Origin of the sequence: Ferrovibrio sp., from assembly GCF_046297895.1 — a bacterium.
In the GTDB taxonomy this organism is placed as follows: Bacteria; Pseudomonadota; Alphaproteobacteria; order Ferrovibrionales; family Ferrovibrionaceae; genus Ferrovibrio.
Genome location: NZ_JBKBHC010000008.1, coordinates 98769 through 111835 on the forward strand (window position 1 = coordinate 98769; position 13067 = coordinate 111835).

Genomic DNA, 13067 nt, shown 5'->3' on the forward strand with positions numbered 1-13067 from the left:
AACCCTTTGATAAACAATGACTGCCCTTTAAGAAGGCGCTGCATATTCTCGTTGCTACTGGAATTGGTTCGTCACAACGAATGGCGGCAGGGATTATGTCTAAAATGCGAAACGACGCGCTGTTTTCCAGCCCAGCACGATCATCGCCTGCGCAGCCACATAGGTGATCCAGATCGCCGGGCCGACGAAGGGGATCGGCGCCACGAACTTGTCGAGCGCGATGAGCGAGTCCGAGATCATGAAACTGAGCGCGCCCAGCATCACCAGCGGCCGGCCGGGCAGGGTCGTGGCGGCCAGCGCCATCGCGGCGATGGCGGCGATATAGGCATAGACCGGCACCAGCAGTTTGCCCAGGCCGGGCGTGAGCAGCACCAGCATCACGCCGATGCCGGCCACGATGCCCAGCGCCACCAGTCTGCGCGCCGGCGGCAGCGTGAACGGCCGCGGACGGCGCGCCACGAACTGCCAGAGATAGACCAGGTGGGCGACCAGGAAGCTGGCCAGCCCGGGCACGAACAGGCCGACGCGATCCACCGCCAGGAAGACGTCGCCGGCCGCCGAGAACAGCAGGGCGAGCGCAAGGCGTTTGGCATCGGCATCGCCGCCGCGCGAAGCCCACAAAGCCAGCGCCAGCAGCGGGCAGACCGCGCCCTTCACGGCCGCCTTCAGCCAGACGATCTCGGGCAGCAGCGGGCCGGCGAAGAGGTAGAGCGTGCCATTACCCCGGGCGGGTTTTACGGCACCGCGACACATAATCGGCGCGCCCGTGGCTGTTGGGCGCGCCGCTTCGGTCACCGGATTACTCCGATCTCTAGTGGCTTACTTGCCCAGGCTCGGATCGATCTGCTTGCAGGCATCGACCAGGCCCTTCACGGCATTGGCCGAATGCTCGAACATCTTCTTCTCTTCGGCGTTGAGCTCGATCTCGACGATCTTCTCCACGCCGTTGGCACCGATCACCACCGGCACGCCGACATAGAGGCCGGTCTGGCCGTACTGGCCCTTGTCGAGCCAGGCGGCGCAGGGCAGCACGCGGCGCTTGTCCTTCAGATAGCTCTCGGCCATCTCGATGGCCGAGGAGGCCGGAGCGTAGAAGGCCGACCCGGTCTTGAGCAGGGCGACGATCTCGGCGCCGCCGTCGCGGGTGCGCTGCACGATCTTGTCGATCCGCTCCTGGGTCGACCAGCCCATCTTGATCAGGTCGGGCACCGGGATGCCGGCCACGGTGGAATAGCGGATCAGCGGCACCATGGTGTCGCCGTGGCCGCCCAGCACAAAGGCGTTCACGTCGTTGACCGAGACATTGAATTCCTCGGCCAGGAAATGGCGGAAGCGGGCCGAGTCGAGCACGCCGGCCATGCCGATCACCTTGTTATGCGGCAGGCCGCAGACCTCGCGCAGCACCCACACCATGGCATCCAGCGGGTTGGTGATGCAGATGACGAAGGCGTTGGGCGCATGGGCCTTGATGCCGGCGCCAACCGCCTGCATGACCTTGATGTTGATGCCCAGCAGGTCGTCGCGGCTCATGCCCGGCTTGCGCGCCACGCCGGCGGTGACGATGATGACGTCCGAACCGGCGATGTCCTTGTAGTCCTGGGTGCCGCGCAGCTTGGCATCGAAGCCCTCCACCGCGCCGGCCTGGGCCATGTCGAGCGCCTTGCCCTGCGGCAGGCCTTCCACCACGTCGAAGATGGTGATGTCGCCCAGTTCCTTCATGCCGGCCAGCAGGGCCAGCGTGCCACCGATATTGCCGCCGCCAATGAGGGCGATTTTCTTGCGCGCCATGGGGAAAAACCTCCGGGTTTTGCGTCTATTCTGGGGTGGAAATGGTCGGCCCAAGGGGTAGCGGGAATCGCGCAGGCCGGCAAGGCTCCCGGCCCCCTCCGAAGGGTAAAGAAAAGGCCGCCGGTTGACCGGCGGCCGTAAAAAGCAAGGCGTGGATGCCCGGATCAAGTCCGGGCATGACGAAAGGATTGTCTCGTTAATAAACGTCATGGCCGGGCTTGGCCCGGCCATCCACGAGATGTTTTACTTCGGCGCCATCCGGAGGGCGCCGTCGAGGCGGATGGTCTCGCCGTTCAGCATCACGTTCTCGCAGATGTGGCGCGCCAGTGCGGCATATTCCTCCGGCCGGCCCAGGCGCGACGGATACGGCACCGACTTGCCCAGACTCTCCTGCGCCTCGGGCGGCAGGGCGAACATCATCGGCGTGCCGAACAGGCCCGGCGCGATGGTGCAGACACGGATGCCGAACTGGGCGAATTCACGCGCCAGCGGCAGGGTCATGCCATGCACGCCGGCCTTGGAGGCGCCGTAGGCGGGCTGGCCGATCTGGCCGTCGAAGGCCGCCACCGAGGCGGTGTTGATGATGCAGCCGCGTTCCTTGTCGGCCATTTCCGGCTGCTGCTGCATGTGGTGCGCGACCAGGCGGATCATGTTGAAGGTGCCGACCAGGTTGATCTGCACGACCTTGATGAACTTCTCCAGCGCGACCGGGCCGTCCTTGCCCACCGCCTTCATCGGCGTGCCGACGCCGGCGCAGTTGACCAGCACACGCACCGGGCCGACCTTGGCAATGGCTTCCTTCACGGCGGCCTCGCCGCCCGGGCCGTCGGCCACGTCGCATTTCACGAACACGCCGCCGATCTCCTTGGCGGTCTGCTCGCCGATTTCGGCATTCATGTCGAAGATGGCGACCTTGGCGCCGGCCTTGGTCAGCTCGCGCGCGGTGGCAGCCCCCAGACCGGATGCGCCGCCGGTGACAATCGCGCCTACGCCCTGCAACTGCATGGAACCTTCCTCCTGATCGTTTGTATCCATAACGAAGTCGCCGGGTTCTAGCAGATCGGCCGCCCCCTGACGAGACTTTGGGGCTCTAGTCCTGCCCTTGCGGCAGGCGGCATCGCCCCCCATATCCGGGACGTGCTGATCGATCCCAATCCGCCCGCCTACCAGCTGCCGGCCGATCCCGCCCGCCTGCGCCTGGAACAGCCGCGCCTGGCCAGGCGCTTCTGGCGCAAGCTGAAACGCGTGCTGGGCCACCTGCCGTTCGCCGAGACCTTCCTGGCGGCCTATTACGCCGCCATCGACCCGAAAACGCCGCTGGGCGCCAAGGCGATCCTGCTGGGCAGCATCGGCTATTTCATCGTGCCGCTGGACGTGATCCCCGATGTTTTCGGCGCCATGGGCTATGGCGACGACCTGGCCGTGATCCTGGCCGCGATCCGCGCGGTGGAGACCAGCATCACCGACCGCCACCGCGACAAGGCGCGCGAGCGGCTGGAGGCCCTGCGCAAACAGGCGTGAGCGGTGTAGGCTGGCCGGCATGACCCGGCTGCCTTCCCTGTTTCTGCTGCTTGCTCCGCTTCTGCTGATCGCTTCGGTCGCACAGGCGCAGGCGAACGATCCCGCCCCACCGTTGTCTTTCGCGGCCGGCAGCGTGCTGGCCGGTGGTCACGAGCTGGCCGAGGATGTGATGCTGCCGCCCACCGCCGGCCCGGTGACGCTGCGCGTGCGCGACGGCGCGCCGCTGCGCTGGCGGGTGGCGGTGGAAAACGGCGAGACGCGTTTACTCGACGGCGCCGGGCGCTGGGCCGCGAAGGCCGAGTATCACCGCCTCATGCGGGACGGCAGCGCGGTCTGCCAGATCTATCAGACCACCATTTCGCCGGAATGGGCTCTGCAGCGCGGCGACAGGCCTGGCCGCCCCGATTTCAGCCCGGCCGACGATCGCATCTACAGCTTCCGCGACGTGCCCTGTCCGTGACCGGCATCCCGTCAGACTGATCAGCGTCGGGCAAGGCATCACGCGTAAGCGATCCAGCCGCGCCACGTGAAAGCGGCATAGAACATGGTTATATCCGAAAAGCCTGCATCGCGGAGGATGGCCTCGTCCTGCTCGGGAGCAAGCATCGGCAAATGCGCGTCCAATGTCGCGATCATCTTTTCCACCTGTGCGGAATCGGCGCCTGATGCGCGCGCGAAAGCACCATAACGCGACAACCAGAGGAGACGAGCGTCGCCACTCTGCGGAAAGCTGGAATGCGCCGCCACGAACGGAGCACCGGGCTTGAGCCGCCGACGAAGCTCGGCGAGCGTGCGTCTGCGTTCTTCGGTTGCCAGGAAGTGCAGGGTCAGAAGACAGGTCGCGGCGTCAAACGGGCCTTCGGGGGCATCATCGATATATCCCTCGCAAAACATGACACGCGCCGCATCCTGACCGAGTGCGCGCCTGGCCTCGCTGAGCATGGCACCGGCTGGATCGACGCCGACAAAGGTCCAGCTCGGCTGCGCAGTCGCGAAGACCCGCAACTCAAGACCGCCGCCAGCTCCCAGCACCAGCACGCGGGCATCTTTGGGGGCACGTTCCGCCAGCAAAATCGCAGTCATGCGATGCAGGTCCGTAATGGCCGGGACGAAGCGTTGGGGACCGTCACTGTAGCGACGTGCATGCTCGGGATCGTTAAAGGCTGCAAGCAGCGCCTGCATCGCGCCATTATCCGACATGAACCGCCTCCAGATCGCAAGATTGCCTGCGATCGGCCAGTCGATTGCGAAGGTCGTCGCTGAGCTGCCCGAGCGACACCGAGGCGAAGTGCGACAACAACATCGCTTCGACTTCATCGAAGGCTCGGCCCAGCGCGGCGTTGACCGACTGCTCAATGAGACAGCCAGGCGCTTCGGTCCTGTTGCCAATCGCCAGGAGCGAAGGCTCGCCGAGCGCCTCGTAGACATCACGCAACGTGAGCTTCGAGAGGTCGCAGGCAAGCGTCCAACCGCCGCCATGCCCTTTTTCCGAATGCACATAGCCGCGCTTGCGCAGCCCCGCCATGATTCGGCGTATCACCACCGGGTTGGTCTGCATCGCTTTTGCGAGCATTTCGGATGTCGCCGGTGCATCCCGCTGCGCCATATGCAGCAGCACATGAAGCACACCCGATAATTTGCTGTCTCTTTTCATGTAACATTATATATTACATGAAAAGAGACCCGTCAACAGTCCGCATCAAGGGCTTGCCGCCGCTGCCAGACGATGGGGGAGAAGCTTGCGGCAAAAATCAGGGCCCGCCCCCACGCGGGGACGGGCCCTGAACTCAACACCTCGGCTGATGCTTAGCGGCTGATGCTTAGCGGCTGATGCTTAGCGCGCCGGATTGAGGATCACGCTGCCCGGCGGCGCGGTGGCAGGCGCCGGCTGCACCACATAGGTATTGGCCGGGACGCTGCCCTGCGGGGCAGGCTGCACGATCACCGTGCCGCCGGGCGGCACCACCGTGGCGGCGGTTGCCGGGGCCGGCACCACCATGGCCGCCACCTGCTCCAGCTCGATGTCGATATGGCTGCTCGGCGCGGTCTTGGTCAGCACCTGATAGACCTTGGCGTTGCGGAACAGGATGCGGCCGCCCTGCTCGACCCAGGCATTCACCACATAGGTGGCGTTCGGGTTGATCTCGCCATGGCGATAGGGCAACGCGAAGCGGGTGACGCCGCTGCTGTTGGGCAGGATGCGCTGCTCGGTCACCACCTGGGGATAGGACTGCCCCTTCGAGATATCCTCCAGCCGCACCACCACCTGCGAATCGGCCGGCAGGATAAGCCTTTCGCGATAGGATACCGTGCCTGACACGGCATCGCTGCGCGCGGCGCAGGCTGCGACTGACGACAGCGCGATGGCAGCGGCGGCAATACCGATGAAAGAACGACGCGGGATCATGGGTCTTCTCCTTGACTGCGAGGTCCGGAGACAGCAAACCGCCCGCACGCCATCGCGGGATGGCGCGGCAAAACGATCCGCTGTCCGATATCCGGTCGGAGAAGAAACGCCGCAGGCCCGGTGCGGTTCCGCGCCTACAGATAGGCGATCAGCCGGCCGCCGATGATGGCGCCAGACCAGGCCAGCAGAGAGACCACGGCTCCCAGTTTCGCAGCAGGGGGAACCAAACCGCCGGGCGCGCCCCATGCCGCCATGCTGCGCCAGGGCCCCAGATGGAACAATGCGATGTTGATCAGGCCGATGGCGATGCAGGCCAGCTTGGCCTGGAAGGCCGGATTGGCGGCGATGCTGGTGGCCTCGGTGACGAACAGCAGGAATCCGCATGGAACCGCGATGGCGAAACCCAGCGCCGAGAGCGGAACGACCAGACGCGCGAAGGGCGCCAGCGGCAGGTGCCGGCCAATCCCCAGCACGCGCAGGTCGAAGCCCAGGATGCTGCCGGCCAGCACGACGAAACCGAAGATGTGCAGGATCTCGACGGCGGGATAGAGCAGCAGCGACTGGCGCATCGCCGCCCCCAGCCCCGACTGCTCCAGCGCGACCAGCCAGGGATGTGCGTCTGCCGTGTGATCCATGCGGCCTAGCGCAACTCGACGGTCACGCCGTTATGGGTGATGCGCTCGGCGCGCATCTCGTTCGCATGCGTCTTGCTGGCATACCCCACGGCGACCAGCCGGTCGCCGGCCCTGATCTCGGCAATCGGCTTGCCGCGGTTGGCCATGCGCGAAGGCGGCGAGAGGATGACCTGCCAGACCTTGCCGTCGGCCTTCAGCATCAGCTCGCCATGGGGATTGTCGGGAATCACCTTATCCACCACGCCGTCCAGGGTGAGCGTTTTCGTGGCATCGTAGGAACCCCAGCCGTGATGGGCCAGGGCGAGGCTGAACGGCGCCGCTCCGGAAAGGGCGAATACGGCAGCGGCGGAACCGGCGAGCAGAAAACGGCGATGCAGCATGATCTCCTCCATTCGCACCAGCATGCCAGCAATCTAGGCCGATGCCAGACATAAAAAAGGGCCCCGGCGGTTTGCGCCGGGGCCCTTCCCTGCGATCGGCAGGTTACTTGGCGCTGTCGGCGACGGTGTAGTCCGCGCCGGTCTTGGCCTTCAGCTCCTCCAGCGACACGCCGGGGGCACGCTCGATCAGGGTCATGCCGCCCTTCTTCTTGTCGATGGTGAAGACGGCCAGGTCGGTGATCACCATGTCGACGACGCCGGCGCCGGTGAGCGGCAGGTCGCATTTCTTGAGCAGCTTCTTCTCGCCGTCCTTGGAATTGTGTTCCATGACGACGACGACGCGCTTCACGCCGGCGACCAGGTCCATGGCGCCGCCCATGCCCTTGACCATCTTGCCCGGAATCATCCAGTTGGCCAGATCGCCATTCTCGGCCACCTGCATGGCGCCGAGGATGGAGAGGTCGATATGGCCGCCGCGGATCATCGCGAACGACTGGTCGGAACCGAAGAAGCTGGAATGCGGCAGTTCGGTGATGGTCTGCTTGCCGGCATTGATGAGGTCGGGATCTTCCTCGCCCTCGTAGGGGAAGGGGCCCATGCCGAGCATGCCGTTTTCCGACTGCAGCACGACGTCGACGCCCTCGGGGATGAAGTTCGATACCAGCGTGGGAATGCCGATGCCGAGGTTGACGTAGTAGCCGTCCTTCAGCTCCTTCGCTGCACGGGCGGCCATTTCATCGCGGGTCCAAGCCATGATCTTGCTCTCCTTCTGGCTCAGCCGCGCTTACGCACGGTGCGGTTTTCGATGATCTTGTTATACGGCGCACCGCAGATGATGCGCTGCACGTAGATGCCCGGGGTGTGGATGTGGTCGGGATCGAGCTGGCCGGGTTCGACCAGTTCTTCCACCTCCGCCACCGTGATCTTACCGGCCGTGGCCATCGCGGGGTTAAAGTTGCGCGCGGTCTTGCGGTAGACCAGGTTGCCCGCGGTGTCGCCCTTCCAGGCCTTCACCAGCGAGAGGTCGGCGACCAGCCCAGTCTCCATGATGTAGCGCTCGCCGTTGAAGACGCGCTCTTCCTTGCCCTCGGCGATCAGGGTACCCACGCCGGTCTTGGTGAAGAAGGCCGGGATGCCCGCGCCGCCGGCGCGGATGCGCTCGGCCAGAGTGCCCTGCGGATTGAATTCGAGTTCCAGTTCGCCGGCCAGGTATTGCTGGGCGAAGATCTTGTTCTCGCCGACATAGGACGAGATCATCTTCTTGATCTGGCGGGTGGCGAGCAGCTTGCCCAGTCCGGCACCGTCGACGCCGGCATTGTTGGACACGCAGGTGAGGTTCTTGGCGCCACTTTCCATCAGCGCGTCGATCAGACGCTCCGGCAGGCCGCTGAGGCCGAAACCGCCGCACATCACCATCATGCCGTCGCGCGTGATGCCCTCAAGCGCGGCCTTCGCATTCGGATAAACCTTGTTCATGCCCTCTTCCTAGACCTTGGGTGCAGGGTTCAAGTCCCTGAAACGCGGGGACATTAGCCGCGCCGCCGCCCCCCGGCAACGCCCGACTTGACGCCGGGGCGCCCGGCTGGCAATTTGTTAGCGATATGAACAAAATTCGCCGGCTACACACCCTCCTTCTTAGCTGCCCGATCCTGTAAGCAGGGTCGGGTCATCGCTGAGCGTGTGTGTTGTCGAACCAGCCGGTCGGTTGTCATGTCTGTCCAGTCCATCCGCAAAATCATTGGTTTCCAGCGCCCCGCCGCCTGCGCGGCCGCGCTCCTGACGCTTCGACTTACCAGCGGCCGCTGAACAGCGGGCCTCTGTCAGCGGCCGTGTGACGGCCCCATCCCTACACCGTCGAACGCAATTTCCTTTCGCTTCAGGAGCGAAGACCATGAACAAGATGAATTTCCACAAATACCGACCCTTCCAGCCGGTGCCCCTGCCCGACCGGACCTGGCCGAACAAGACCATCACCAAGGCGCCGATCTGGTGCAGCGTCGACCTGCGCGACGGCAACCAGGCCCTGATCGAGCCGATGGGCCCGGAGCGCAAGCGCCGCATGTTCGACACCCTGGTGAAGCTGGGCTTCAAGGAGATCGAAGTGGGCTTCCCGTCGGCCTCCGATACCGATTTCGCCTTCGTGCGCGAGATCATCGAGAGCAAGGCGATCCCCGGCGACGTGACCATTCAGGTGCTGACCCAGTGCCGCCCGGAACTGATCACCCGCACCTTCGAGGCCCTGAAGGGCGTGCACCGCGCCATCGTGCATTTCTACAACTCCACCTCCACGCTGCAGCGCCGCGTGGTGTTCGGCCTGGACCAGGCCGGCATCACCAAGATCGCCACCGATGGCGCGGCGCTGGTGAAGCAGCTGGCCGATGCGGCGCCGGAGACCGACTGGGTGTTCCAGTATTCGCCGGAAAGCTTCACCGGCACCGAGGTTGATTACGCCGTTCAGATCTGCGAGGCGGTGATGGACGTGATCAAGCCCACGCCGCAGAAGAAGATCATCCTCAATCTGCCGGCCACGGTGGAGATGAGCACGCCCAACATCTATGCCGACCAGATCGAGTATTTCCTGCGCAAGGTGAAGAACCGCGACTGCATAACCTTAAGCCTGCATCCGCATAACGACCGCGGCACCGGCGTGGCGGCGGCGGAACTGGGCGTGATGGCCGGCGCCGACCGCGTGGAAGGCACGCTGTTCGGCAACGGCGAGCGCACCGGCAATGTGGATGTGGTGACGCTGGCGATGAACCTGTTCAGCCAGGGCGTGGACCCCGAACTGGATTTCACCGACATCACATCCGTGGCCCGCACGGCGGAATACTGCAACCAGTTGCCGGTACATCCGCGCCATCCGTATGTGGGCGAGTTGGCCTTCACGGCCTTCTCCGGGTCGCACCAGGATGCGATCAAGAAGGGCATGGCGGCGCAGGCCCAGCGCAATGACGGCATCTGGGAAGTGCCCTATCTGCCGATCGATCCGGCCGATGTGGGCCGCGCCTACGAGCCGGTGATCCGTATCAACAGCCAGTCGGGCAAGGGCGGCATTTCCTATGTTCTGGAAAACGACTACGGCCTCGAACTGCCGCGCCGCCTGCAGATCGAATTCAGCCAGGTGATCCAGAGGATCGCCGATGCCAGCGGCAAGGAGATCGGCCCGCAGCTGATCTGGGACACCTTCGAGAGCGAATACCTCAAGCAGCCGGCCGGCCGCTTCGGCTTCATCGGCCACCGCACCCTGCCCGATCCGCACAAGAGCGAGCAGCGCAGCCTGACCGCCAGTATCAGCGATGGCGGCAAGACCGTTGAGCTGCAGGGCCAGGGAACCGGACCGATCGATGCCTATATCGATGCGCTGGGCCGCCATGCCGGCGTGACCATCAATCTGGTGGATTATCGCGAGCATGCCATCGCCCCCAGCGCCAGCAATGGTGGCGCCTCGTCGGAGGCCGTGGCCTATGTGGAGGTGAAACGCGCTGACGGTTCGACATTGTTCGGCGTCGGCCGCGACCGCAACATCGTTGCCGCCTCGCTTAAGGCGGTGACCTCGGCGGCCAATCGCATGCTCGCAGCCTGATCGCGAGTCGCCACCGCAATTTGCCCCATGTCAAACCTGATCAAGGAGGGGGAGCCCGCAGCTCCCCCTCTTTGACTCACGTCAAAGACGGATCGCCGCCACACTCCTACCACGCGGACAGTCTTTTCATTGTCCCGTGCCGGAGCGATTGCCGTGATATCCGTCCAGACGCCGCTGCGCCGCTTCCTGCTGCTGCCCGGCAACCGCCACCTGACCGAACATCTGCTCAACGCGCTTACCGCCCTGCTGGTGCGGCGCCATGGCGCGCTGCCGGAACGACTGACTGATTTCGCCGGCGCCACCTGCCTGGTGGCACCGCTGGACCTGCCCATCGCCTTGCTGATCACGCTGCAGCCGCCGCCGCAGGCGCCGCGCCTGCAGCTGGTCGATCCGGCCAGAGTGGATTCAGCCGGGGTGAATCAGCCACGCGCCACCATCCGCGCCGACATCGCCACGCTGGTCGAATTGCTGGAGGGCCGGATCGACGGCGACGCGTTGTTCTTCTCGCGCGACCTGGTCGTGGAGGGCGACATGGAGGTGGCGGTGGCCCTGCGCAATGCCGTCGACGATGCCGGCATCGACCTGATCGCCGATGCGACATCCGCGTTTGGCCCCTTCGCCGCGCCGGCCGAACGGTTGGGGCGCAGGATGACAGGCTTTGCCGCCCGCCTGCACAGGCGGTTCAATCCTGTCCGGAGCCATACGGCATGAGCATGGTTTCCCTCGAACTGGTCTGCCCGGCCGGCACGCCGGCCGCCCTGCGCGATGCCGTCGATGCCGGCGCCGATGTGGTTTATGTTGGCTTTCGCGACGAGACCAACGCGCGCAATTTCCCCGGCCTGAATTTCAGCCAGCCGGAACTGCGCGATGGCATCGGCTATGCCCATCAGCGCGGCCGCGAGGTCTTTGTTGCCATCAACACCTATGCTGCGGCCGGCAACCAGGCTGCCTGGCATACCGCGATCGACGATGCGGCAGCCCTGGGCGCCGATGCGGTGATCATCGCCGATATCGGCCTGCTGGATTACGCGGCGCAGAAACACTCCGATCTGCGGCTGCACCTTTCCGTGCAGGCCGCCGCCTCCCATGCCGACGCGATCCGCTTCTATCACGAGGCGTTTGGCGTGCGCCGCGTGGTGCTGCCGCGCGTCCTCACGGTGGCCGAGATCGCGCAGCTGACGCGCCAGATTCCGGTCGAGACGGAAGTGTTCGCCTTCGGCGGCATGTGCCCGATGGCGGAGGGCCGCTGCTCGCTGTCGTCCTACGTGACCGGCCAGTCGCCCAACCGCCAGGGCGTGTGTTCGCCGGCCAGCCATGTGCGCTACGAGCAACGCGGCCAGGCGCTGGTCTCCAGTCTGGGCGGTTCGACCATCAACGTCTTCGACAAGGGCGAGAAGGCCGGCTACCCGACTTTGTGCAAGGGCCGCTTCAGCGTGGGCAGCTATGCCAGTTATCTGTTCGAGGAACCCACCTCGTTGAGTACGGGCGAAATCCTGCGCGACCTGGCTGCGGCCGGCGTGAAGGCGCTGAAGATCGAGGGACGGCAGCGCGGCCGGGCCTATGTGGCCGAGGTGGTGCGGCAGTTCCGTACGCTGGTGGACGGGCTGGCGCATGATGAAGCCCCGGATGCCGCCGCTGCCGCCCTGCGCCGGCTGGCCGAGGGCCAGCAGGACACCTCGGGCGCGTACCGGAAGGGCTGGCGATGACAGACGACCATTCGACGAAACTCGTGCTCGGTCCGGTGCTGTTCCACTGGCCGGCCGAACAGATGAGCGATTTCTACGCCCGCATCGCCGACGAGGGCGAGATCGACATCGTGCATCTGGGCGAGATCGTCTGCTCGAAACGCGCGCCCTTTTTCGATCCGCTGCTGCCCGACCTGATCGAGCGGCTGCAGCGCGGCGGCAAGCAGGTGGTGCTGGCCTCGCGCGCGCTGGTGATGAGCGAACGCGAGACAAAGATGACGGCGGCGCAGATCGACGGCGCCGAGGATACCGGCTTCATGGTCGAGGCCAACGATCTGGGCGCGGTGCGCCGGCTGGCCGGTCGGCCGCATGTGATCGGGCCATTCGTGAATGTCTATAACGAGGGCACGCTGGCCTATCTGGCCCGGCAGGGCGCGGTGCGGGTCTGTCTGCCGCCGGAACTGCCCGGCACCGGGATAACAGCCCTTGCCAAGGCCACAACCGTGCCGCTGGAGGTGCTGGTCTTCGGGCGGATGCCGCTGGCGATCTCGGCGCGCTGCTTCCATGCCCGCGCCCATGGCCTGCACAAGGATTCCTGCCGCTATGCCTGCGGAGCCGACCCCGATGGCCGCACGGTGAGCACGCTGGACGGCGAGGCCTTCCTGGCCATCAACGGCACCCAGACCCTGTCGCAGACCTGCCTGAACCTGGCCGGCGAAATCCCCGGCCTGCGGGCCGCCGGCATCCGGCATTTCCGTCTGTCGCCGCAGAACCTGGACATGGTGGCGGTGGCGCGGATATTCCGCGCGGTGGCCGGGCAGCGGCTGGACCCGGCCGCGGCATGCGGCCAACTGGCCGCGCTGGCGGGCGATCTGCGGTTTTCCAACGGCTTCATCCACGGCCGCGAAGGCCGCAGCCTGGTTTCGGCCCGGTTCGCCCCCCCTGACGCCGCCTGATCATTGCCTATTATTTTTGCAGCGAGGGTGCGTTTTGGGCAGCCCCGCCGCCCTTCCGCTTCCCGGCCGGGTCCACAGCGGGCTAAAGTGGCCGGCGACTCGCTGGCTGCAA

At 65.5% G+C, this 13067-nt stretch carries 16 protein-coding genes; 6 read left to right on the forward strand and 10 right to left on the reverse strand.

Annotated elements, in window-relative coordinates; all coding sequences use genetic code 11:
• Nucleotides 1-99: 99 nt before the first annotated feature.
• The 3 genes from ACK4FK_RS14770 to ACK4FK_RS14780 all read right to left on the reverse strand — a co-directional run bounded on the left by ACK4FK_RS14770 (nucleotide 100) and on the right by ACK4FK_RS14780 (nucleotide 2793).
• Entirely contained in the window at nucleotides 100-753 is a 654-nt protein-coding gene (locus tag ACK4FK_RS14770) for a lysoplasmalogenase (protein ID WP_409745823.1), read from the reverse strand.
• A gap of 66 nt (nucleotides 754-819) precedes the next feature.
• The gene (mdh, locus tag ACK4FK_RS14775) at nucleotides 820-1788 is read right to left on the reverse strand and encodes a malate dehydrogenase (RefSeq protein WP_409745825.1); all 969 of its coding nucleotides are present in this window, start codon (nucleotides 1786-1788) and stop codon (nucleotides 820-822) included.
• Nucleotides 1789-2031: 243 nt separating this feature from the next.
• Nucleotides 2032-2793 (reverse strand): 3-hydroxyacyl-CoA dehydrogenase, encoded by a 762-nt coding sequence (locus tag ACK4FK_RS14780; RefSeq protein ID WP_409745827.1) that lies wholly within the window; start codon nucleotides 2791-2793, stop codon nucleotides 2032-2034.
• A gap of 132 nt (nucleotides 2794-2925) precedes the next feature.
• Here ACK4FK_RS14780 and ACK4FK_RS14785 point away from each other — a divergent pair, with 132 nt between their 5' ends.
• Complete coding sequence (locus ACK4FK_RS14785; RefSeq protein ID WP_409745828.1) at nucleotides 2926-3309, forward strand: YkvA family protein; 384 nt, start codon at nucleotides 2926-2928, stop codon at nucleotides 3307-3309.
• Nucleotides 3310-3328: 19 nt separating this feature from the next.
• On the forward strand, nucleotides 3329-3769 hold the full coding sequence (locus ACK4FK_RS14790; RefSeq protein WP_409745830.1) for a hypothetical protein: 441 nt from the start codon (nucleotides 3329-3331) through the stop codon (nucleotides 3767-3769).
• A gap of 38 nt (nucleotides 3770-3807) precedes the next feature.
• Here the strand turns inward: ACK4FK_RS14790 and ACK4FK_RS14795 are convergent, their stop codons facing one another.
• From ACK4FK_RS14795 to ACK4FK_RS14825, 7 genes are all read right to left on the reverse strand, one after another.
• Nucleotides 3808-4509 (reverse strand): class I SAM-dependent methyltransferase, encoded by a 702-nt coding sequence (locus ACK4FK_RS14795; protein WP_409745831.1) that lies wholly within the window; start codon nucleotides 4507-4509, stop codon nucleotides 3808-3810.
• Nucleotides 4499-4963, reverse strand: coding sequence for an Rrf2 family transcriptional regulator (locus ACK4FK_RS14800; RefSeq protein ID WP_409745833.1), 465 nt, complete (start codon nucleotides 4961-4963; stop codon nucleotides 4499-4501). Before ACK4FK_RS14800 ends, ACK4FK_RS14795 begins: the two co-directional genes overlap by 11 nt.
• Nucleotides 4964-5143: 180 nt before the next feature.
• Nucleotides 5144-5716: a YbaY family lipoprotein gene (locus ACK4FK_RS14805; protein ID WP_409745835.1), complete on the reverse strand. Its 573-nt coding sequence runs from the start codon at nucleotides 5714-5716 to the stop codon at nucleotides 5144-5146.
• Nucleotides 5717-5850: 134 nt separating this feature from the next.
• Nucleotides 5851-6351 carry a hypothetical protein gene (locus ACK4FK_RS14810; protein WP_409745837.1) on the reverse strand — a complete coding sequence of 167 codons (501 nt, stop codon included), beginning with the start codon at nucleotides 6349-6351 and terminating at the stop codon, nucleotides 5851-5853.
• A gap of 5 nt (nucleotides 6352-6356) precedes the next feature.
• Nucleotides 6357-6755, reverse strand: coding sequence for a DUF6152 family protein (locus tag ACK4FK_RS14815; RefSeq protein ID WP_409745839.1), 399 nt, complete (start codon nucleotides 6753-6755; stop codon nucleotides 6357-6359).
• Between the two features lie 79 nt (nucleotides 6756-6834).
• Nucleotides 6835-7485: a CoA transferase subunit B gene (locus ACK4FK_RS14820; RefSeq protein ID WP_409745841.1), complete on the reverse strand. Its 651-nt coding sequence runs from the start codon at nucleotides 7483-7485 to the stop codon at nucleotides 6835-6837.
• 20 nt (nucleotides 7486-7505) lie between these two features.
• Nucleotides 7506-8207 carry a CoA transferase subunit A gene (locus ACK4FK_RS14825; protein ID WP_409745842.1) on the reverse strand — a complete coding sequence of 234 codons (702 nt, stop codon included), beginning with the start codon at nucleotides 8205-8207 and terminating at the stop codon, nucleotides 7506-7508.
• Nucleotides 8208-8622: 415 nt separating this feature from the next.
• Between ACK4FK_RS14825 and leuA the strand changes: the two genes are divergently transcribed.
• The 4 genes from leuA to ACK4FK_RS14845 all read left to right on the forward strand — a co-directional run bounded on the left by leuA (nucleotide 8623) and on the right by ACK4FK_RS14845 (nucleotide 12955).
• A complete protein-coding gene (gene leuA / locus ACK4FK_RS14830; RefSeq protein WP_409745844.1) occupies nucleotides 8623-10314 on the forward strand; it encodes a 2-isopropylmalate synthase in 1692 nt (563 codons plus the stop codon).
• Nucleotides 10315-10467: 153 nt separating this feature from the next.
• Nucleotides 10468-11025 (forward strand): SCP2 domain-containing protein, encoded by a 558-nt coding sequence (locus ACK4FK_RS14835; RefSeq protein WP_409745845.1) that lies wholly within the window; start codon nucleotides 10468-10470, stop codon nucleotides 11023-11025.
• Nucleotides 11026-11027: 2 nt separating this feature from the next.
• Nucleotides 11028-12020: a peptidase U32 family protein gene (locus tag ACK4FK_RS14840; RefSeq protein WP_409746084.1), complete on the forward strand. Its 993-nt coding sequence runs from the start codon at nucleotides 11028-11030 to the stop codon at nucleotides 12018-12020.
• Nucleotides 12017-12955 carry a U32 family peptidase gene (locus ACK4FK_RS14845; RefSeq protein WP_409745847.1) on the forward strand — a complete coding sequence of 313 codons (939 nt, stop codon included), beginning with the start codon at nucleotides 12017-12019 and terminating at the stop codon, nucleotides 12953-12955. The genes ACK4FK_RS14840 and ACK4FK_RS14845 overlap by 4 nt, the downstream gene beginning before the upstream one ends.
• Nucleotides 12956-13067 lie beyond the last annotated feature (112 nt).

What these genes read in the sequence shown, in the direction of transcription:
- ACK4FK_RS14845 (WP_409745847.1), top strand. Translation starts at nt 12,017, where the DNA reads ATGACAGACGACCATTCGACGAAACTCGTGCTCGGTCCGGTGCTGTTC.
- ACK4FK_RS14770 (WP_409745823.1), bottom strand. Translation starts at nt 753, where the DNA reads ATGTGTCGCGGTGCCGTAAAACCCGCCCGGGGTAATGGCACGCTCTAC.
- ACK4FK_RS14800 (WP_409745833.1), bottom strand. Translation starts at nt 4,963, where the DNA reads ATGAAAAGAGACAGCAAATTATCGGGTGTGCTTCATGTGCTGCTGCAT.
- ACK4FK_RS14840 (WP_409746084.1), top strand. Translation starts at nt 11,028, where the DNA reads ATGGTTTCCCTCGAACTGGTCTGCCCGGCCGGCACGCCGGCCGCCCTG.
- ACK4FK_RS14825 (WP_409745842.1), bottom strand. Translation starts at nt 8,207, where the DNA reads ATGAACAAGGTTTATCCGAATGCGAAGGCCGCGCTTGAGGGCATCACG.
- ACK4FK_RS14810 (WP_409745837.1), bottom strand. Translation starts at nt 6,351, where the DNA reads ATGGATCACACGGCAGACGCACATCCCTGGCTGGTCGCGCTGGAGCAG.
- leuA (WP_409745844.1), top strand. Translation starts at nt 8,623, where the DNA reads ATGAACAAGATGAATTTCCACAAATACCGACCCTTCCAGCCGGTGCCC.
- ACK4FK_RS14780 (WP_409745827.1), bottom strand. Translation starts at nt 2,793, where the DNA reads ATGCAGTTGCAGGGCGTAGGCGCGATTGTCACCGGCGGCGCATCCGGT.
- ACK4FK_RS14790 (WP_409745830.1), top strand. Translation starts at nt 3,329, where the DNA reads ATGACCCGGCTGCCTTCCCTGTTTCTGCTGCTTGCTCCGCTTCTGCTG.
- ACK4FK_RS14805 (WP_409745835.1), bottom strand. Translation starts at nt 5,716, where the DNA reads ATGATCCCGCGTCGTTCTTTCATCGGTATTGCCGCCGCTGCCATCGCG.
- mdh (WP_409745825.1), bottom strand. Translation starts at nt 1,788, where the DNA reads ATGGCGCGCAAGAAAATCGCCCTCATTGGCGGCGGCAATATCGGTGGC.
- ACK4FK_RS14820 (WP_409745841.1), bottom strand. Translation starts at nt 7,485, where the DNA reads ATGGCTTGGACCCGCGATGAAATGGCCGCCCGTGCAGCGAAGGAGCTG.
- ACK4FK_RS14815 (WP_409745839.1), bottom strand. Translation starts at nt 6,755, where the DNA reads ATGCTGGTGCGAATGGAGGAGATCATGCTGCATCGCCGTTTTCTGCTC.
- ACK4FK_RS14795 (WP_409745831.1), bottom strand. Translation starts at nt 4,509, where the DNA reads ATGTCGGATAATGGCGCGATGCAGGCGCTGCTTGCAGCCTTTAACGAT.